Here is a 21488-nt window from a genome sequence, read left to right on the forward strand (position 1 = left end):
CTTATGAACCAATTACAAAGCAAGATTAATGTTCGAAGTGAAGACTTCAAAACAAACCAGCAAGCCATGCAAACATTGGTCACAGATCTCAAACAAGTTGCCCAGCGTATTGCTTTAGGCGGCGGTGAAAATGCCCGTCAAAAACATTTGGCTCGAGGTAAACTTTTACCCCGTGAACGTATTGATCAACTGATTGATGTCGGCACGGCATTTTTAGAAATTGGTCAGTTGGCAGCGTACAACGTTTATGAAGATGATGTTCCTGCCGCAGGTGTGATTGCAGGTATTGGTCAAGTCAACGGCATCACTTGCATGATCGTTGCCAACGATGCAACAGTTAAAGGCGGAACGTATTATCCCCTTACAGTTAAAAAACATTTACGCGCACAGGAAATTGCCGAACAAAATCACTTGCCTTGTATTTATTTAGTGGATTCAGGCGGTGCTTATTTACCAATGCAAGATGAGGTTTTCCCAGACCGCGATCACTTCGGGCGTATTTTCTATAATCAGGCACGTATGTCGAGCCTAGGGATTGCCCAAATTGCCGTGGTGATGGGGAGCTGTACCGCAGGTGGTGCTTATGTGCCTGCCATGTCTGATGAAACCATTATTGTCCGTAATCAAGGTACGATTTTCTTAGGTGGCCCTCCTCTTGTAAAGGCTGCAACGGGCGAAGTGGTCAGCAGTGAAGACTTAGGTGGTGGTGATGTGCATACACGTCTTTCAGGCGTGGCTGACCATTTAGCCGAAAATGATGAACATGCCATTGCGATTGCACGAAACATTGTCGCTAACCTTAATAAAAAGCCAAATGACTTAAATAAACAAGTTGATGAACCATTGTTTGATGCATCGGAACTCTATGGTGTGGTGCCAAGTGATGCACGTAAGCCTTTCGATGTACGTGAAGTGATTGCCCGTATTGTAGACGGCTCACGTTTTGATGAGTTCAAAGCACGCTTTGGTTCAACACTGATTACCGGTTTCGCTTCACTCTATGGCATGCCAGTCGGCATTATTGCCAATAACGGAATTTTATTTTCCGAGTCTGCACAAAAAGGCGCACACTTCATTGAGCTATGCACACAGCGCAATATTCCTTTGTTATTCCTACAAAACATTACGGGCTTTATGGTTGGTCGCCAGTATGAAAATGAAGGGATTGCAAAAAACGGCGCTAAATTGGTGATGGCAGTTGCAACCGCAAATGTACCAAAACTCACCCTAATTATTGGCGGTTCATTTGGTGCGGGTAACTACGGCATGTGTGGCCGTGCTTATTCACCACGCTTTTTATGGACTTGGCCAAACTCTCGTATTTCAGTGATGGGCGGAGAACAAGCGGCAAGTGTACTCTCAACTTTAAAACGTGATCAGATTGAGCAAAAAGGTGCCGAGTGGTCAGCTCAACAAGAAGACGAGTTTAAACAACCAATTCGTGAACAGTACGAGCGCCAAGGCCATCCGTACTATGCTTCTGCCCGTCTTTGGGATGACGGTGTAATTGACCCAGCTCAAACTCGTCAGGTACTTGGTTTAAGTCTTGCAGCTGCTATGAATGCTCCAATCCAGCCAACCAAATTTGGCGTGTTCCGCATGTAAGAGGTGTATATGAGCTATCAATTTTTACAACTCGAACAACAAGGTCAGGTTGCCTATGTTTGGCTGAACCGCCCTGAATTACACAATACTTTTAATACGACAGTCATTGAAGAGCTGCATGCTTGCTTTAAACAAATCAATACACGTGATGATGTTCGTGTTGTGGTTTTAGCAGGTCGCGGCAAAAGCTTTTCGGCAGGTGCCGACCTCAACTGGATGAAACAGGCAGGTCAGGCATCTTCAGCAGAAAATGAAGCAGATGCATTAAAACTTGCACAAATGTTAGATGCACTTGCAACGCTTAAACAACCGACCATTGCTCGTGTACATGGTATTGCCTTTGGTGGTGGTATGGGCTTGGCATCGGCATGCGATATTTGCATTGCCAGCACTGATGCCAAGTTTGCAACCTCTGAGGTTCGTTTAGGGCTTGCTCCATCTACCATTAGTCCCTATGTGATTCGTGCGATTGGTGCAAGACAAGCTTCTCGTTACTTCTTAACTGCCGAGCGAATTTCAGCACGTGAAGCCAAACACATTGGCTTGGCACACGAAGTGGCAGATGCAGAAGATTTAGATAAAAAAGTTCAAGACATTATTGATGCGCTCTTACTTGGTGGCCCACACGCTCAAGCGGCATCAAAACAGCTCATTCAAATGGTGAGTAACCAGACCATGAGCAATGACTTGCTACAACAGACAGCACATCATATTGCTCAAGTTCGTCAAGGCAGTGAGGCAAAAGAAGGTCTGAGTGCCTTTTTAAATAAACAGCAACCTGCTTGGGTTTCTAACTCGAATAACAACAATTAAGGACGATCATCATGTTTGAAAAGATTTTAATTGCGAACCGTGGCGAAATTGCCTGCCGTGTAATTCGTACAGCTAAAAAATTAGGTATTGCAACGGTTGCCGTTTACTCAGATGCAGACGCAAATGCACAACATGTCAAACTTGCAGATGAAGCGGTTTATATTGGTCAGTCCCCTGCAACTCAAAGTTATTTACAAGCCGACCGTATTATTCAAGCAGCGATTGATACAGGCAGCCAAGCGGTTCACCCGGGCTATGGCTTCCTTTCAGAAAATGACCAGTTTGCACTCGCTTGCCAACAACACAACATTTGTTTTATTGGCCCACCAGTGGACGCCATTTTAGCGATGGGCTTAAAAGCAACCTCTAAAGCTTTAATGGAAAAAGCAGGCGTTCCTTTAACACCGGGTTATCACGGGACCAACCAAGATGCTGACTTTTTAAAACAACAGGCAGACCAAATGGGTTATCCTGTTTTAATTAAAGCCAGTGCTGGCGGCGGTGGTAAAGGCATGAGTCTGGTTGAACGCAGTGAAGATTTTCTGCATGCCTTAGCTTCGTGCAAACGTGAAGCTAAATCGAGCTTTGGTAATGATGATGTCTTGATTGAGCGTTATGTGGTTCAACCGCGTCATATTGAAGTCCAAGTGTTTGGTGATACACATGGCAACTATGTACATTTGTTTGAACGTGACTGCTCTGTGCAACGTCGCCACCAAAAAGTACTGGAAGAAGCCCCTGCTCCACAAATGCCAAGCGAGAAGCTTGATGCAATGCGCCAAGCGGCAATTGATGCTGCACGTGCAGTAGACTATGTCGGTGCCGGTACGGTCGAGTTTATTGTGGAACAAGACGGCACGGCGTATTTCATGGAAATGAATACCCGCTTACAAGTCGAACACCCAGTGACTGAAATGATTACCGGTGAAGACTTGGTTGAATGGCAACTACGTGTAGCTTATGGCGAACCTTTACCTAAACTACAAAACGAATTGCAAATTCACGGGCATGCGCTCGAAGCACGAATCTATGCCGAAGAACCTGAAAAAGGCTTTTTACCTGCGATTGGTAAAATTGACTATTTGCACTACCCAACTCAAAACCAATATGTGCGTGTAGACAGCGGTATTGTTGAAGGCGATGAAATCACGACTTATTACGACCCGATGATAGCTAAACTGATCGTATGGGGTAAAAACCGTGAAGCTGCGCTTATTCAAATGCAACACGCTTTAAGTCAATTCCATGTCGATGGCTTAGGCAACAACATTGCCTTTCTTGAAAAGATTGTTCGCAGCGACTCATTCAAACAAGCCAAGCTTGATACCAACCTGATTCAACGCGAACAAAACTTCTTGTTTAGCCCTGAAGATATCAAACCAGAACTTGTAGTGGCAGCAGCATTTATTGAGTTTCTAAGTAAACTTAACAACAACAGCTCAAGCCAAAAACAGCTTTGGCAGGCTCAGCCACTTTGGCGTTTAAATATTGCCTATCAGCACAGCATTAAACTGAATTATTTAAACCAAAATATCCAAATCAAATTTGCTTCAAGTGAACAAGGCTTCACCGCAGAATATAACGGACAAAGCTACCCTATTTCTGGTCAATTAATTGATGCGCATACTGCCTCTGTTCAAATTGGTGGAACTCAGCAAAAGCTGTCTTTTAACCAAAGTCAGCAAGGCATTACCTTGTTCCAAAATGGTCAAAGCTATAAGTTTGCTTATATTCGCCAAGACTTTAACCAGGCAGATAGCCAAGCTGACGAAGGCCACCTAAAAGCACCAATGCCGGGTGTAGTCACACAAGTGCTAGTAAGTGCAAATCATAGCGTGAAGAAAGACGATATTTTAATGACGCTTGAAGCGATGAAAATGGAATATACCATCCGTGCGCCTAAAGACGGCTTGATTGTAGACTCCTATTTCCAAGTCGGTGATCAAGTCAAAGCTGGCGACGAGCTTGTGGAATTTCAGCCTGCTCAGGAGGAAGTTGCATGAGTGAGTTTGTCAAAATCGTGGAGGTCGGTCCCAGAGATGGCCTCCAAAACGAAAAGCAAGCTTTAACCGTCGAACAACGCTTAAACTTCATTAATGACCTGATTAATGCTGGCCTAAAATCGATTGAAGTCGGTTCATGCGTTTCGGCAAAATGGGTGCCGCAAATGGCTCAAAGTGACGAGCTATTTAAGCTGTTACTCCAAACAACCGATGTGCAATTTAGCCTGCTCACTCCCAATATCAAAGGTTTTGAAACTGCTCAAGCGGTAGGATGCAAAGAGGTTGCGGTGTTTACCGCAGCTTCTGAAAGCTTTACCCGTAAAAATATCAACTGCTCAATCGATGAAAGCTTTGAAAAATTTAGCGATGTTCTGAGCGCAGCAAAAGCACATAACATCCGTGTGCGTGGTTATGTCTCTTGTATAGTCGATTGTCCATATGAAGGCGCAATTGCTCCTGAACAAGTGGTAAAAGTTGTTAAACGGCTCTATGACATGGGCTGCTATGAAGTGTCTTTAGGTGAAACCATTGGCACCGCAACACCAGATCGCGTTCAAAAGGTTTGGCAAGCATGCCTCGCTGAACTCGACAGCAAGGTTTTGGCTGGGCATTTCCATAACACCTATGGCATGGCGATTGCCAATATTTATCAGTCTTTACAACAAGGCATTCGTGTTTTTGATTCGTCTCTTGCAGGACTTGGCGGTTGCCCTTATGCCAAAGGTGCTTCTGGCAATGTATCGACCGAAGATCTATTTTATTTGCTGTCACACATGGGCTTTGAAACTGGCATTGACTTAGAAAAGCTAATGCAAGCCAGCCAAAATATTAGCAATGTATTAAACCGAAAAAGCTTGTCGAATTATGCAAATGCTTATTGGCAAACCAAGTGTGCCTAGTCATCAATTAAAGTAGCTCAGCATCTGGTATAAGGCTTAATATTAGGCCGAGTACCAGATTATCACGTCTAATCTTTATCTCATTTCGTTCAGGAATTGGGACTAAATCCCTCATGTAATTTTTTTAAAATTTATCATTCATCTCTGTATTAAATGCCTCTCTCAACAGAAGCATTTTCTATCCTATTTTTATTCTAAATCCGTATTATTGTTCATCCTTTTCTATCTTAGTCCTTAAAAAATTTATCTCATTATTTATAAAAATAAGATGCATCCATTTCAATTCTTGGGGAAATATATTCTTCCACCCAATCTAACCATGCACGCGTTTTAGCATCAATAAAATGGCGTGAAGGCAATAAGGTATAAACTCCTATATCAGGCGAACGCCACTCTGGCAAGATATGACATAATCTTCCATTCTGAACTGCATCTAAAGCCGAAAACATCGGCAATAACGCCACGCCCATATCTTGTTGCACCACATCCAACAATAACTCAGGGTTATCTGCAATGAGTTGCCCGCCAGTATCAATTTGGTAAGACTCACCCTTTGCATTTAACAAGTGCCAATCTGGTGTAATAGATGGGTTTACTAAGCGTAAACAGGCATGGTTTTTTAAGTCTTCTGGGGACTTCGGCACACCATGTTTTTCTAAATATGCAGGTGATGCACATAAAACAGAAAAAATAGTGCCTATTCTGCGTGCAACAAACCGAGAGTCTGTTAATGATTCAGTCAGATAAAGACTGACATCGACCCCTTTTGCCAACAAATCTGGAACGTACTGTGAGGTCGTATATTCCACAGTTAATTCGGGATAATGCTTACAAAACTCGGCCATCACTGGAAAAACATAATGATGCCCAAAGCTGCCCATACTTAATACACGTAAACGTCCTTTCGGTTTAGATGCCGTTCCTGTTACTTCTGATTCTGCTTCATCCACCATTGAAATGACTTGGCGACAGCGCTCGGCATAAGTCGCACCAATATCGGTCAGTGCCTGCTGGCGCGTTGAGCGTTGTATTAATTTTGTACCTAAGCGTGTTTCTAGCTCGCTGATAAGACGTGAAACCTGTGCTGTGGTCAGATCCATCTGCTCAGCTGCTGCTGTGAAACTCCCGCTATCAATCACTTTCAGGAATGCATGCATTGCATGCAATAGTCCACCATCGAGATTTTTGCGCATAACGTAAATATGTTTTCCTAAATTACGGATTGTTGCACCAGTTTAGTTCAACCACAATGACTAAATGTACATACATTGGCACTAATTCTTTTTAAGAAGAGGAACCGATCTTTTTTTATTTCGTATGTCACTTGCTCCAAATATTCAACTGGATGTTGAAAAAAGAAAGTAGTCCGAGCTACTAAAAATTCTAAGGAGATATAAATGAATATAGCTACAAAAGTCACTCCAAATATTATTGCAACAAAGGATGTGTCACTTGAAGATAAATATGTAAGTGATAACGGTACAGCATATATGACTGGCATTCAGGCACTTGTTCGGTTGCCTCTTGCCCAAACTCGCCGTGACGCGATCAATGGTTATCATACTGCTGGTTTTATTTCTGGTTATCGCGGTTCTCCTGTTGGTAACTATGATAGTTTCCTTTGGCAAGTTCAAGGATTACTTAAATCCCATAATGTTGTATTTCAACCTGGTGTAAACGAAGACTTAGCTGCTACCGCAATTTGGGGTACGCAACAAGTTAACCTTTCAGGCCAAGGCAAATATGATGGAGTGTCTTCATGGTGGTATGGTAAAGGCCCGGGTGTTGACCGTTCAGGCGATGTACTCCGCCATGCTAACTTAGCTGGTACCTCTGAACGTGGTGGTGTCGTTGCTTTATTTGGTGATGACCACTCATGTAAATCTTCTACAATTCCTCACCAGTCTGAACATGTCATGATTGGTTGCGGTATTCCAATTTTCTATCCAACATCCGTTCAACAAATTTTAGACTTTGGTGTTCACGCCATTGCAGTTTCACGTTTTTCTGGCCTTTGGTCTTCAATGAAGCTCGTCAGTGAAATTGTAGAAACTTCTGCTTCAGTTCATGTCGACCTAGACCGTGTTACTCCGGTTATACCAGAAGATGTTAACTTCCCAGAGGGCGGCGTCAATATTCGTTGGCCAGATCATGGCATTCAGCAAGAAGAACGTCTTTATAAATATCGCTTACCTGCTGTTTTGGCCTATGCCCGCGCGAATAAAATCAACACCGTTACATGGCCTTGTGAAAATGCCCGTATCGGTATTGCTGCAAGTGGTAAAGGTTATTTAGATACGATTGAAGCTTTACGCATTTTAGGTATTGAAGATGAAACTGCCCAACAACTTGGGCTACGTGTTTATCAAGTTGGTCTGATTTGGCCTTTAGAACCACAAGGTGTTCGTGAGTTTGCCGAAGGTTTACAAGAACTGATCGTTATTGAAGAAAAACGTCCAATTATTGAAACACAAATTAAAGATGAGCTGTATTCACTGCCTGATGGCAAACGTCCACATGTGATTGGTAAAGCAACTGATGGCAAAGGTGAATGGAGTACCTCTATTGAAGAAGCACCGCTTATCGGTCACTATGAGTATCAGCCTGAACCGATTGCAAAAATGCTGGCTGCTCGCTTCTTAAAACTCGATATTCCAGAAAGCCTAAAAACACAAATCCAAAGCAGAATCGACTTACTGCTAAAAGCAGAGCAAGAATCAAAACGTGTTATTGATCTTGCTGAACGTAAACCGTATTTCTGTAGTGGTTGCCCACATAACTCTTCAACAGTCGTCCCTGAAGGTAGCCGTGCACTTGGTGGTATTGGTTGTCACTATATTGCCGTTTCACTTGACCGTGGTACAGAAACGTTCTCTCAAATGGGCGGTGAAGGTGTAAGCTGGGTGGGTGCATCACCATTTACCAATGAAAAACACATTTTTGCTAACCTTGGTGACGGAACTTACTTCCACTCAGGTTACTTAGCAATCCGTCAGTCTATCGCTGCAAAAACTAATATTACCTATAAAATCCTCTACAACGATGCGGTCGCTATGACAGGTGGTCAGCATGTAGATGGTCATTTGAGCGTTGCGCAGTTAACTCGTCAGCTTGCTGCCGAAGGCATTAAAAAACAAGTTATTGTTACTGATGAAGTTAAACTATTAAACGAAGAAGATGGCATTGCACCGGGTGTCGAAATTCGCCACCGTAATGAACTCGATACAGTTCAACGTGAGCTTCGTGAAGTTACAGGTGTCACCGCTTTAATTTATGTACAAACATGTGCCAGCGAAAAACGCCGTCGTCGCAAACGTGATGCCTACCCTGACCCAGCTGAGCGTTTATACATTAATAGTGATATTTGCGAGGGCTGTGGCGACTGTTCGAAAAAATCAAACTGTTTATCTATTGAGCCAGTAGAGACTGCTTTAGGTACTAAACGTCAAATTAACCAAAGTAGCTGTAATAAAGACTTCACTTGTGCCGAAGGTTTCTGCCCAAGTTTTGTGACTGTTCATACACGTGACATGAAACGACCGGCTAAATTTGAAGGTATTGGTGCAGGCTGGCCAACATCACCAGTTATTCCTCAGTTATATGACGTTCCAAGTCGTATTATGGTTGGTGGTATTGGTGGTACAGGTGTTGTGACTATTGGTGCACTCCTTGGTATGGCAGCTCACCTAGAAGGTAAAGCTACACGTGTTATGGACATGGCAGGTCTTGCTCAAAAAGGTGGTACGGTTTATTCATACGTTCAACTTGCAGCAAGTGATGAGCAAATTTCTTCTACTAAAATTCCGGCAGGACAATGTGAATTACTCATCGGTGCAGATGCTGTAGTCGCTGGTGGTAGCGCTGCTCTATCTCGCTTAAAAGATGATGCTTTAGTTATTGTGAATGAAGACAGTACTCCTACTTCTGAGTTTATTAAATCTCGTGACTGGTATGCGCCTATTAGCGATTTAATTGATCGTCTCCGTGGTCGTGTTCGCCAAGGTCAACTGGTTTCTCTGCCAGCCGCTCGCATTGCAACACAACTCTTAGGTGATTCGATCTATACCAACCAGTTATTACTCGGTATGGCATGGCAATCTGGTCGTATTCCATTACTGCGTGAAAGTATTGAAAAAGCAATTCGTTTAAATGGTACGGCTGTTGAAAAGAACCTCGAAGCTTTCCGTGTGGGTTGTCATCTTGCAAGTGACCCAACTTTAGCTGCACGCTTAGTTGCGGCAATGCCAAAAACCAAAACTCCGCAAACTTTAGCTGAACTTGTTGAAGACCGTTCTGCTCGTCTAACAGACTATTGGAATGAAGCTTATGCAGCTAAATACCGTACGCTTGTAGAATTAGCTGCTAAAAAGTTACCAGAAGAGTTAACAGGTACGATTGCAACTCAGCTTTATAGAGTCATGGCGTATAAAGATGAATATGAAGTTGCACGTCTTTTAACAGGTAAAAGCTTCAAAGAATCGATTGAAACACAGTTCGGTAAAGGCCTACGTTTAACGTATCACCTTGCTCCGCCAGCGTTACTTGGTGGGCTGAAGAATGTCCGTAAACGTGCGTTTGGTTACTGGATGCGCTTCCCAATGATGATGCTTGCTCGCTTACAATGGCTTCGTGAAACTTTCCTTGACCCATTTGCACGTCAAGAAGAACGTCAACACGAACAAGCTTGGCGTGACCGTTACATCGCATTTGTTGAAGCACTTGTTGAAGCACCAGACAATCATAACTTGGCAGTTGCTGAGCAAATTGCAAAATTACCGGCAGAAGTCCGCGGCTATGGTCATATTAAAATGAAAGCAATGGATGCTGCAAAACAACGTTGGGATGACCTTACACCAACACTGCTCAAAGTCCGTAACTAAAAATTAAATATCAAAATAAAAAGTCATCCTGAGGGATGACTTTTTTATTGGCTCAAAAATTTATTTAGCCATTTTACGTAAAGTCAAAATCTGCTCGCTTCGTCCAAATGGACCATACACGTCATGTAAAACTGCACTGGTTAAACCAATGCCATCCGAACCATATTGCTGAACGGTTTCCAAACCTAGCCATTTCCCTTGCGGATAGCGGTGCATGTGGATTTGTAAATCAAGATTTGGAAAGCCCCACGTAAATTCACCTTCTTGTCTTGGTACAATGCCGTTTGCGGCATCGATCATACCAATTAAATGCGCAAAATCTGTGGTCGGTTGCCCTTCCACGATTTCAATATCATTATTGAGCCAAACAATACCTTTTCCCGCACGATGTTGATCATTAGTTTTAGTGACTAATGTCTGGATAAAACCACCCGGCCATCTTTTCATGCCCGTCCATTCGGTAAAGGTATCGGGATGATGAATTGGTTGATCTTCAAGCCCCGCAATCTCGGAACTGTCTTGAGTGCACATGCGCCATGCTCTAGCCACAATACAAGTTTTACCTTGTGCTTGCATTTCGGCTTCAATCAATTCAATGGTTTTACCGGCACGAATCACATGTGTCTTAATCGTAAATTCACCAAATGCAATCAATCCAAAAATATCAAAACTAATTCGACCAATTCGCATATCTTGTCGTGGTGAAAATTGTTCTAGCTCAGCTGCGATGACACCACTTGCAGGTGCCATGTGCTGTTCATGAGGATTCCAAGCCCCTTGTGCATGAACAGTTGAGCAATAATGAGCAATAACTTCACCTTGAGGACCAATGGTTCTATTCAGTAATTGATAATAAGCATTCATGATTTTCTTTCCGTAGTCCTTTTCCAACATCTATATTTGATGAAAATTCACGTTTTAATGCTTATGTTAACCCTCTATTTCTTTGGCTCAACTGGTTTTTCCTACCAAAAACTGATGAGTCTAAAATTACAAATTTAATCACTAGGTAAAATTTCGCATGTCAATTTCACCCGTAGTTGTAGAAAAATATGGCATAAATTTTTTTACTATAAATAGTAATCAATAGAACTTACTGAACAAATTCAAATTTGGAATCGTTTTTCTGTTATAGCTAATTTTGCAAAATGCTAGATATTACTTATTCCACTATTTTATTATTCTCAATTTAAAATATTTAAATTTATTAATATTATTTAAAATAAAGTTAAGATAAATTTAAATTAGTATCAACAATAAAATAAAATTCCATAACCACTCAAAATCTACATACCAATTAATCAATCAAAAACATATAGAAATAAATTATATTTTAAAGCATTATAAACCATTTCCCAATCTGCACTCTAAAAAACACCTTGATGGAAATAACAAGTAATGAATTATAGTTTTTTATCTTTTGTTCTAACGGCGCTAGTGATTAATTTAGCACCTGGCCCTGCTATGTTTTATGTAATGAATCAATCATTAAAATATGGAATAAAAGCGGGACTAAAAGCAGCAGCAGGAGTTGAATTTGGCGTATTTTTCTATGTCTTGTTATCAGCATTTGGATTAATGTTTGTATTTCAACAAATTCCTCTATTATATAAAATTCTTCAATTCACTGGCGCTTTATATTTACTATATCTTGCTTATGTAGCTTGGCCCAAACGTAAATCAATAGAGAGCTCGAATGTTCCCTCACAAAATTCTACAGAATCAGCTCGTTATTCATTTAGCAAAGGTATGTTAATTAACTTGTCTAATCCAAAGATTGGTCTCTTCTTTGTTAGCTTGTTACCACAATTTATATCTTCGGTTTCTCATCCAGCTTGGCTATATTTCCTATTATATGGCTTAATATTTAACTTTGGTGGGATCTGTGTAAATATGACTGTAGGTGTAATGGCTTGCAAATTAAAATCTATTATACAAAAAACATCATGGTTTGATTATGTTCCATCACTTCTATTCTTAACGATTGCGATTTTAACTATAGGACGAGATACGTTGTCTAGCTAAAACATTAAAATCAACCAATTAAAATAGTGAGTACTAAAACTAATTACTAAGATTTTATTAGATACTCCAGAAGATTCATTAATGCCTAAAAAATATATTATGAAGTTTATGAATAATTATAAAAGACTTCATAATGTACATATTCTTATTTTAAATCTCACTAATATAGATATTTCCAGTTTTCAAAAAAACCTGCTTTATAGCAGGTTTTTTTACGCAAGCATTTGTTTAAGGTCGCTCCCCTTGCCCTAAGCGGCGTTCAATATCATCTAAAACATTGGGCAAATCAGCGACACTATCAATTACATAGTGAGCACCCGACGCATTCATTTTTTGATAGGCCTTATCTTTTAGCACAATCTGTTCATCAGCCGATAATGCACTCCACTCTTCATAGCTTAAACCAACTTCGTTACCACTAATCGCAAGTCCTACTGTCCAGCATCCGGCATTTAAACCTTCATCAATCCCCACCACGGTATCATCCACTTTTACAACTGTTTTAATGTCAGATACATCGAGTTGAATTAAGTTCTTCCATAGCATTTCAGGATATGGACGGCCATATTTCACGTCACTGGCAGTAACGATACAGTCTGGATGGTAACCCTGATTGGCAGCATCTTTGACCAATTCTCCAATCATCATGGATGCATAGCCTGTGTTACTGCCAATTTTTGCGCCGCGGCCTTTAATATTTTCAAAAGTCGCCAATGCACCCGGAATTAAAGCCGAGCATGTTGGAATCGATTTTAATTGATAAGGAATAAAGTCCTTATATAAACGGTCAATATCTGCTTCTGTTGCCGCTTGACCATAAACTTCCTGCCATGCAGCTGCTACGCGTGGCATTTTTAAAACAGCAGCAATATGATCACGTTTCTCTAATCCCATTGGTGCACGAGCTTCTTCAACCGTAATTTCAACTTTATTGTCTTTAAATAAAGCCATAAAAGCCAAAATTGGTGCGCGTGATCCGAAATCTACAGTTGTACCAGCCCAGTCAAAAACAACAGCCTGAATTTGAGTATTGTTGGTCGTCATGGTGTATTTCCTTTAATTCAAATATTTTAATAAAAACTATGCTGTTACAGCTTGATTTAGATGGCTTTTGTAGTAACTCTCAATCGCATCAAGAAGCCCTTCAATATCATGTATATAAACTTCGCCAATATTGCCAATACGAAAGCAGTTGAGATCTGTGACTTTGCCTGGATAAATTACATAGCCTGATTTTTTTAGCGTTTCATAAAATGATTGGAAACTAAATGTCTCGGCTGTTGGGTAAAGAAAAGTGGTAATGATGGGCGATTGTGGGCACTCTTTACCGAGTACCAACTCAAAACCCAGTTGTTGCATACCTTTAGATAAGGTTTGTTGGTTTTGTAAATAACGTTGATAACGTGCAGCAACTCCGCCTTCTGCCTCAAGCTCAAGCAATGCTTGATAAAATGCACGTACCACATGGGTTGGCGAGGTAAAACGCCATTTACCGTTATGCTGCTCCATTGTGTTCCACTGGTCATATAAATCGAGGCTAACCGAACGTGCCAAACCTTTACACGCATCTAGGCAATCCCGTTTCGCCAAAATGAAACCAAAGCCCGGAACACCTTGAATACATTTATTCGCACTTGAAATTAGAAAATCAATTTCAAGCTCAGCCATATCCATTGGCACACCGCCAAATGAACTCATGGCATCCACAATCCAGATTTTTCCTGCTGCTTTCACCAAACGGCCAATGTTTTGAATCGGGTTTAAAATTCCTGTGGTGGTTTCGCAGTGCACACAGGCAACGTGACTAATGGTTTTATCTTGTAAAACACGCTCAATCTCTTGTAGATCTGGTGTTTGGGTTTCTAAATAGTTCAGCTCGATCACTTCAATATTTAGGCAGCGTGCCATTTGCACCATACGTGCACCGTATGCGCCATTATTAATAATCAAGATTTTGCCATCACGCGGAATAGCTGAACCAAGCACAGACTCCACAGCAAAACTACCACTGCCTTGCATCAACACAGCCGTATATTTTTCAGGTTGGCTGGTTGCCAAGTTGACTAGACGAGAGCGGATATCTTGTACCAGCGAGTTGTATTCTTGGTCCCAAGTACACCAGTCTTTTTGCATGGCGCGGCGGACTGTCGCAGAAGTTGATAATGGTCCTGGAGTAAGAAGCAAATATTTGTTTTCTAAATCCATATCGAGTTGGGGTTGCATGTTCATAATGGTACTCATTTCTTTCGCGTTCATTTCAATATACATCAATCTGGTTTAAACCAGATTACAAGTTAATAAATATTTTGTGTTAAAACTTCTTTCATAAATCCGGCCCCTGTAGTCATGCCTTTGCCAGCAATCGCACTCACCAGAAAGATATTTTTTTCGGCTTCAGTGACACAGGCCAACTCATGTTCATGGGTCAGGTAATAACCATTCCAACGTCTTTGAATTGGAGGTAAAGTCAGCCCTAGTTTTTCGTAACAGTAAGCTTGAATAAACTCATTAATCTCTTCACGCTGCTCGAACTGAGGCGCTTCATTAATCGAATGATATTCGTGACTATCGCCTACAATCAGTTCGCCAAATTCGTTTTGTTTAATCAGAATATGAATACCGAATTCTTTAATGAAGCCTTGTTGTGACGCTTTAACTAGCTCAGTATGACTTGGGCAAATTTCAAAAGCTGGATAACGAGAGATAGATAAGCCTGAATAAAGAGAAGCATTTAATTTTTGGTGAAACCGTTGAGTCATGGCCATTTGTAAGCCACAACGTTTCAAGTTCAAACTTTGTAAGAGATCTGGATATAAAACATTGATGACTTCACCGTGGCAGATCAAAACTTTATTTGCCCGATATGCCTCGCCATTTGCCAAACGAACGTGACAGCTTCTATGTTGATATTGGGTTTGAACAACACAGGCATTGGTATAAATCTCTACACCGTTTCTTTCGGCATATGCCAATAGTCGCTGCCCAATCACATGTGGTTCGACTGAATAATCTTCTTCAAAAACCAAGCCGCCTTGAAACTGCTGTTCGGGATTTAAATAAGAAAATTGGGTGACCAGTTCATCATGCTTTAGCAAATGAACTGGAATTTGGTAATGATTTGCACGCTCGACAAACTCATTTAAAACTCGCCATTCAAGTGCAGTGTTTGCGAGATAAATACCTTGGCGTTGAGCAAACGAAATATCGGTTTCAGCCTGAATACGCTGATAAAAAGAACGCGTTTCAAGAGCGTATTTTCGCCACTGCTGTTCAGGATGGGTTAAGGTTGATGTTCCAACCATGCCGAAATTAAGACGAGTTGCCCCCACTGGTTGAGCATTTTTCTCGAAGATACAAACTTTTAAGCCTTGTTCTTGCGCTTGTATGGCAGCGGACAAACCTAAAATACCGGCTCCGACAACAATTAAATCAAACTGTGTGTTATTCATAAGACTTCCAATTTGCGAAATTTAGGATGAACAAACCCTTGCCTTGTTGAACAAAGCATTTCGTTTCAGTCGGTTAAATAAAAATTGTGTTTAGCTAAAACTTAATGAGAACTTTCACGCCATTGCTGACTTCTTGCCATAATTTTTCGGGTAAATAACCAGTGAATGAGTTTTACAACACATGAAGTGGTCAAAATCAAAATACTCATGGCAACAGCAGCAACCGTGTCTCCCGCATCATCCATATTTAAAACCGCCACCGCAGCTAAACTTGTGTCTGGTGAATAGAGGAAAATGGCAGCCGACACAGTGGTCATGGCATTCACAAAAATATAGACCGATACATCGCACAGCGCTGGAAAACACATAGGCAAATACACTTTCCAAAAGGTTTTCCATTTTGATGTTCCTAGAGTTTGTGCTACCTGATCGAGTTGTAGCGGAATCTGTTTAATAGCATTGGTTAAAGTAAGATGTGGCACGGTGTAATAATGCACAATGGTTGAAATCACCAAAATGGTCATGGTTCCATACAGCACATTTAACGGGTTGCTTTGCTGGTTAAAAAACAAAATGTAGGCAATACCTAGAACTAGCCCCGGTACAGCAAGAGGTAATAAAACTAAAGCTTGCACATAATTTTTAATCAGTGGATGTGCTTTAAAACGTTCGGTTAACAGTGCCACAATAAAAATCAGTGCCGTGCCCACAACCGTACTAAAGAGTGCCATGCGAATCGAGTTAAAATACGCCGCCCAACCACCACCATCGACATACTCAAAACTATAATGTGCTAAGGTCAAAGACAAATCATAAGGCCAAGACTGAATGAATGATGCTAGCACTGCCGTAAAGATAATCAGTAAAATCGAACCTGAAACTAAGCCACAAAATAAGCTCAGAACGACTTCAAGTTTTTTATTCGGTGCAGAGACATAAGGTTTAGCCTGAAAAGCTTGAAACCGTGCATGCCGCTTGCTTTGTATTCGGTCGAAAATGAACACAAAAACTGCCGGTAACAACAATAAGATGGAAATTACCGCACCCATGCTCATGTTTTGCTGACCAATAATCTGTTTATAGACATCAAGTGCCATCATGTTAAATGAACCGCCAATGACTTTTGGAATCCCAAAATCGGTGAGTACATAAATAAAAGCCACTAGGCTTGCGCTGATGAGTCCATACCGAATTGCAGGTAATGTGACGTGGTAATGCGTCTTCCAAATATTTTTGCCGAGCGACAAAGAGGCTTCAATTAAACGCTGATCGACACTGCGAAAAGACACCATCATCAACATCAAAATTGCTGGAAATAGCCAAAAACAGTAACTGATTAAAATACCGATTGGCCCATAAATTTGCATATCGCCGAGTAAAGGCTTTAATACGCCTTGCTTACCAAACAAATAAACCAATGCCAAAGAAGGCAAAAGTGACGGCGCTAAAATGGGTAAAAAAGCCACCAGTTTAAAGAAGCCTTTGCCTTTTATATTCACATTGGTGAGTGCAAAAGCATAAATACTGGCAAGCAATACTGTAATGACAGTAGCAGTACAAGCAACCCACACTGAGTTAAATACAGAGCTGAGTAAAGCTGGACTGCCAAAATAATGATAAAAATTTTCAAGACCAACAAAATTTTGATTTTCATCAAAAAATGCAGTTTCAAACAGCATGATTAATGGAGCAATAATCACTAAAGTCAAAGCAATTGCAACGCTTGCTAAAGCAATATTTGATCTTAATGAATATTCAGTTTTTCGACGCGGCTGTGTTTTTAAAACCGCTGAAGCAGTTTCATTTAACATAGTGCGTACCCTTGTTCGTCAAAGACATGAATGAGCTGATTAGGCACTTTTATAAACATGAGTTCTTGCAAAGATTTGAACTTGGTATTTTCAATTTCAATTTGCAAAAAGTGTTTTGCCTGCTCAATTCCATCGATATGAATAGTGCAAAACAAACGACGTTTAGCGCCTAAAAATTCAGTGCTTAATACTTTAACCGGCAAATACAACGACTCTTTATCACTGCCAAAATCATCAACCAACTCGACGGCTTCCGGCCTAAAACCAATGTTGTAGCTTTGCCCTGCTTTAAGTTTTTGCTGTTCTAAATTTAGAGGAATAAAACCTAAAACCTCAAGCTGATTAACAACCGAACAAGCGGCTGCCAAAAAGTTCATGGTGCCAATAAACTTTGCAACGAATTGGGTTTGTGGCTTGTAATAAATATTGTGCGGTGTATCAATTTGTTCAATAACGCCATGATTCATCACCACAACACGGTCAGAAATACTTAATGCTTCTTCTTGGTCGTGCGTGACCATAATAGTGGGCAAATTAAGCTGTGATTGAATCGAACGGATCTTTTGTCTTAAGTTCAAACGCACCTGAGCATCAAGTGCAGAAAGCGGTTCATCGAGCAGTAAAATATCAGGCTTCGGTGCAATTGCCCGAGCAAGCGCAACACGTTGCTGCTGCCCGCCTGATAATTGGTTGGGATACTTTTTAGCAATATCAGGTAACTCAATTAGTTCTAATAACTGTTGAACCCGTTGGCTACGTTGTGCCTTATCCCACTTTTTTTTGTCTAAGCCGAAAGCAATATTTTCTTCTACATTTAAGTTTGGAAATAACGCATAGTTCTGAAACACAATACCACAGTGACGCTTTTCAGCACTGAGCAACGTAATGTCCGTGCCCTTTTTTATGACTTTTCCATAATCAGGTTTTTCTAGACCCGCAATAATGCGTAGCAATGTGGTTTTACCGCATCCAGAAGGTCCCAAAAAGCTTACGAACTCACCTGCTTTAAGGTCTAAATTAATATGTGTTAGAGCCTGAAAGTGTTGGAACTTTTTTTGAATATCCACCACTTCTAAAACTGAAGGACCATGTTCAGGATATTTATAGGTCGTTAATGTCGACAATAAATGCCCTGCTAACTCGCCCTTTTGGTTTTGACCCAGCAGCGATGATTGCAATGAAGAAGGAATTTGCATAATGAGGCCCTTATCCCAAAGATCACTTTTCAAAACGCTTTGACCATTCAGCCAAAATACGTTCACGCTGCTCGGCCGCCCAATAAAAATCATTTTTTACGAGCATTTGAGGAAGATTTTTCGGGAAGTCCATGGTGGTATTTTCAATGCCTTTATAAGCCACCATTGAAAAGTTATGTGCATAAGCTTCGTTTGCCGCTTTGCTTACCGACCAATTTATAAATTTTTGTGCGCTACTTAATTTCTTGGTTCCTTTCACAATTGCTGAGGCTTCCATTTCCCAGCCTAAACCTTCTGTTGGATAAACCACTTCTAAAGGTGCACCCTCTGCTTTTAATTTAAATGCTGGATAACCGAAAGAAACTCCTATTGGGATTTCACCTTGTGCTGCCATCTTGCAAGGTTTTGAACCCGAATGCGGATATTGTGAAATGTTTTTGTCTAAAGCCTGCATATAGTCCCATGCCTGCTTTTCACCCAAAATTTGCATCCAAGCTGTGACATCTAAATAGCCTGTGCCACTTGAAGCCGGATTTGGCATCACGATCAGGTTTTTATAAATCGGGTTGGTTAAATCTTTCCAAGTTTTTGGAATAGGTAACTTACGATTTTCTAATTCGACTTTATTGACACAAATTGCAGATTCCCATGCATCCATACCCGTCCACGTTGGTACAGATTTTTGACTTACAAATTCCGGTTTTAAATTTTGGATGCCTTCTGGTTTAAAAGGCTCAAGCATGTCTTTCTTTTCCATGACCAGCAAACTGGTTAAAGCCACACCAAAAACCACATCCGCTTGTGGGTTTTTCTGCTCTGCCAAAAGTTTAGCGGTGATTACACCTGTTGAATCACGTACCCATTTTACTTTGAGTTTAGGATAGGCTTTGTGTAATTCTTCTTGGTATTGCTTAAGTTGGTCGGCTTCCACCGCCGTATAGACTGTAATTTCTTCTGATTGTTTTGATGTTGCTGATGAACATCCCATTTGAATAGCGACCACTACACCTAAAACTGATGCAGTACCGAGTTTAATTGTCTGTTGAACATACTGTTTCATCTGCAAACCATCGAATGCAATTATTTGATGATGGTATTTCAACAGCTTTATATGACAGTTTAATTAATCTGGTTTAAACCAGATTTCATTTTTATGCTCGCGCTTCGAAGTGCAAATCTAAAACATCATGTAGCCAATATTCTTGGTCAACATCGGTAATTACGCCTTCTTCATTTCTGTTGCTACGGCAAATATATAAACCCAGTGCGCCAACATTCACATGCAGTGCTTTAGCCTGTTGTTCCGATAAAGCGGTTGGATAGAGGTTAATGTCAGCTCTGGTGATATGGCAGTTATATTGATTTGCCATCAGTAAAGTAATGGATTGCTTGAGATCATGAGTTAAAAACTCAGGGAAAAGTTCGGCATTCACCCGTAAATGCTCAACCAAAACAGGTCGTCCATTAATACAACGACGTCGCCAAACTGAATAAATCGGATGCCCTTTTTCAACTTTTAAATGCTTGGCATCCCAAGAAGTAGCTTGCGTAAGTTCACTCGAAATTACTTCTGTAGAAGGTTCATAGCCTTGTTCAATCACAAACTGGTTAAAGTTTTTTGTCAATTGCGGGTGATAAATAATGCGAGGAGAACGAACATACCAACCACGGCGGTCTAAGCGATAAATCAAGCCATCAGTTTCCAAAGCCAGTAAAGCTTCACGTGCAGCCACACGAGTGGTTTGGAACTGTTCAGACAGCACTCTTTCTGATGGGAGTTTTGCGTGGGCTTCTAATACACCCGATTCAATATCATGGGCAATCGCATCGCGAATAGGAATATATTTAGGTATGCGAGCTTGGTCCTGTTCCATACAAACTTAGAATTTATAAATAAAGAAATTAATAGCAATATACTGAAAAAATGTGACAAAAGCTTTTATTAATGCTGATCTTTTAAGCAAAATGCGTCCTATCCCCCCTTTTCTTCAATTCAGCTTTTCCATAAAAAATCGTGTGTGCACGCGTACTCTGGCTTTGGAAAACTTTCCTTGACTCATCTGTTTATCAAGGAAAACGGCATAGCGTAACCATTACATCATATTTATTGAGACACTTATTTAAGATAAAAATTCATATTTTGTACTGACTCTTACAGGAATTGAGGATTTGCCCTAACACTCAATATCCGCTCTGCTATATTACTGCCTTGTAGAATTAGAATAGTATGGTCAATAAAAACCCAAAACTTCTTGAGTAATTTAAAAAATAAACACACCATCTTATATTTAAAAACTCTCAATATAAAACCACCTACTTAATAAAAACTAAAATATTAAGAAAATTTCCTAATTTAAAAATAAACATAAAATTTTAATTTAATCAAAATTTCAAACAACAAATTTAATCAAAAAAACAAGATAAGGCCAACTCGTCGATTTATTACACAAAACCATAACTACACCTCCAAGGTTAAATAATACTCAACTATTTATTCAATCTAATTAATATTTCATTTATAAAATTTAAATTAATTAATTAAAAACTATTAAATATGACATTTGATGCATAAAAATTTGTCACGGTATAACCAAAAATTTCTAAATAATTTTAATAAAAAATATAAATATATGATAAATATAATAATTTTAATATTTCATATGCCCTAAAACAAAGTTTCGGATGTTTACCTCCATATATTTTTTATATTTTACCGAATGATAAAAAAATCATAATTAATAAATAATAAAAATAAAAAACCCCTTTTAATAATAAAGTTAATTATTTACCAAATGTTATATTTTAAA

At 40.2% G+C, this 21488-nt stretch carries 15 protein-coding genes; 6 read left to right on the forward strand and 9 right to left on the reverse strand.

What is annotated here, in order from left to right:
• Positions 1-3 precede the first annotated feature (3 nt).
• The 4 genes from NE363_RS11165 to NE363_RS11180 are packed head-to-tail and all read left to right on the forward strand — an operon-like array spanning position 4 to position 5320.
• Complete coding sequence (locus tag NE363_RS11165) at positions 4-1605, forward strand: carboxyl transferase domain-containing protein (RefSeq protein ID WP_009390945.1); 1602 nt, start codon at positions 4-6, stop codon at positions 1603-1605.
• Positions 1606-1614: 9 nt separating this feature from the next.
• Entirely contained in the window at positions 1615-2418 is an 804-nt protein-coding gene (locus NE363_RS11170) for an enoyl-CoA hydratase/isomerase family protein (RefSeq protein ID WP_445535056.1), read from the forward strand.
• Between the two features lie 11 nt (positions 2419-2429).
• Complete coding sequence (locus tag NE363_RS11175) at positions 2430-4421, forward strand: acetyl/propionyl/methylcrotonyl-CoA carboxylase subunit alpha (protein WP_445535057.1); 1992 nt, start codon at positions 2430-2432, stop codon at positions 4419-4421.
• A complete protein-coding gene (locus NE363_RS11180; RefSeq protein ID WP_445535058.1) occupies positions 4418-5320 on the forward strand; it encodes a hydroxymethylglutaryl-CoA lyase in 903 nt (300 codons plus the stop codon). Before NE363_RS11175 ends, NE363_RS11180 begins: the two co-directional genes overlap by 4 nt.
• A 251-nt stretch (positions 5321-5571) precedes the next feature.
• Here the strand turns inward: NE363_RS11180 and NE363_RS11185 are convergent, their stop codons facing one another.
• Positions 5572-6513 carry a LysR family transcriptional regulator gene (locus NE363_RS11185; protein WP_005304208.1) on the reverse strand — a complete coding sequence of 314 codons (942 nt, stop codon included), beginning with the start codon at positions 6511-6513 and terminating at the stop codon, positions 5572-5574.
• A gap of 204 nt (positions 6514-6717) precedes the next feature.
• Here NE363_RS11185 and NE363_RS11190 point away from each other — a divergent pair, with 204 nt between their 5' ends.
• Positions 6718-10200 carry an indolepyruvate ferredoxin oxidoreductase family protein gene (locus tag NE363_RS11190; protein WP_445535059.1) on the forward strand — a complete coding sequence of 1161 codons (3483 nt, stop codon included), beginning with the start codon at positions 6718-6720 and terminating at the stop codon, positions 10198-10200.
• A 60-nt stretch (positions 10201-10260) separates the two neighbouring features.
• Here the strand turns inward: NE363_RS11190 and NE363_RS11195 are convergent, their stop codons facing one another.
• Complete coding sequence (locus NE363_RS11195; protein ID WP_445535060.1) at positions 10261-11064, reverse strand: thioesterase family protein; 804 nt, start codon at positions 11062-11064, stop codon at positions 10261-10263.
• Positions 11065-11598: 534 nt separating this feature from the next.
• On the opposite strand from NE363_RS11195, the gene NE363_RS11200 reads away from it, so the two are divergent.
• Entirely contained in the window at positions 11599-12225 is a 627-nt protein-coding gene (locus NE363_RS11200) for a LysE family translocator (protein ID WP_445535061.1), read from the forward strand.
• 228 nt (positions 12226-12453) lie between these two features.
• Here NE363_RS11200 and phnX read toward each other — a convergent pair whose 3' ends face one another.
• The 7 genes from phnX to NE363_RS11235 all read right to left on the reverse strand — a co-directional run bounded on the left by phnX (position 12454) and on the right by NE363_RS11235 (position 20555).
• Positions 12454-13269 (reverse strand): phosphonoacetaldehyde hydrolase, encoded by an 816-nt coding sequence (gene phnX / locus NE363_RS11205; RefSeq protein ID WP_343569464.1) that lies wholly within the window; start codon positions 13267-13269, stop codon positions 12454-12456.
• A gap of 36 nt (positions 13270-13305) precedes the next feature.
• A complete protein-coding gene (gene phnW, locus NE363_RS11210) occupies positions 13306-14493 on the reverse strand; it encodes a 2-aminoethylphosphonate--pyruvate transaminase (protein WP_445536386.1) in 1188 nt (395 codons plus the stop codon).
• A gap of 26 nt (positions 14494-14519) precedes the next feature.
• Positions 14520-15674 carry a TIGR03364 family FAD-dependent oxidoreductase gene (locus NE363_RS11215; RefSeq protein ID WP_445535062.1) on the reverse strand — a complete coding sequence of 385 codons (1155 nt, stop codon included), beginning with the start codon at positions 15672-15674 and terminating at the stop codon, positions 14520-14522.
• A 101-nt stretch (positions 15675-15775) separates the two neighbouring features.
• Positions 15776-17485, reverse strand: a complete 1710-nt coding sequence (locus tag NE363_RS11220; RefSeq protein ID WP_445535063.1) for a putative 2-aminoethylphosphonate ABC transporter permease subunit — start codon at positions 17483-17485, stop codon at positions 15776-15778.
• Complete coding sequence (locus tag NE363_RS11225; RefSeq protein ID WP_445535064.1) at positions 17479-18681, reverse strand: ABC transporter ATP-binding protein; 1203 nt, start codon at positions 18679-18681, stop codon at positions 17479-17481. The genes NE363_RS11220 and NE363_RS11225 overlap by 7 nt, the downstream gene beginning before the upstream one ends.
• 22 nt (positions 18682-18703) lie before the next feature.
• Positions 18704-19741, reverse strand: coding sequence for a putative 2-aminoethylphosphonate ABC transporter substrate-binding protein (locus tag NE363_RS11230; protein ID WP_445535065.1), 1038 nt, complete (start codon positions 19739-19741; stop codon positions 18704-18706).
• A 91-nt stretch (positions 19742-19832) separates the two neighbouring features.
• Complete coding sequence (locus NE363_RS11235; RefSeq protein ID WP_272198050.1) at positions 19833-20555, reverse strand: UTRA domain-containing protein; 723 nt, start codon at positions 20553-20555, stop codon at positions 19833-19835.
• Positions 20556-21488: the final 933 nt, after the last annotated feature.

The sequence above is a fragment of the Acinetobacter sp. G18 genome (assembly GCF_052660225.1).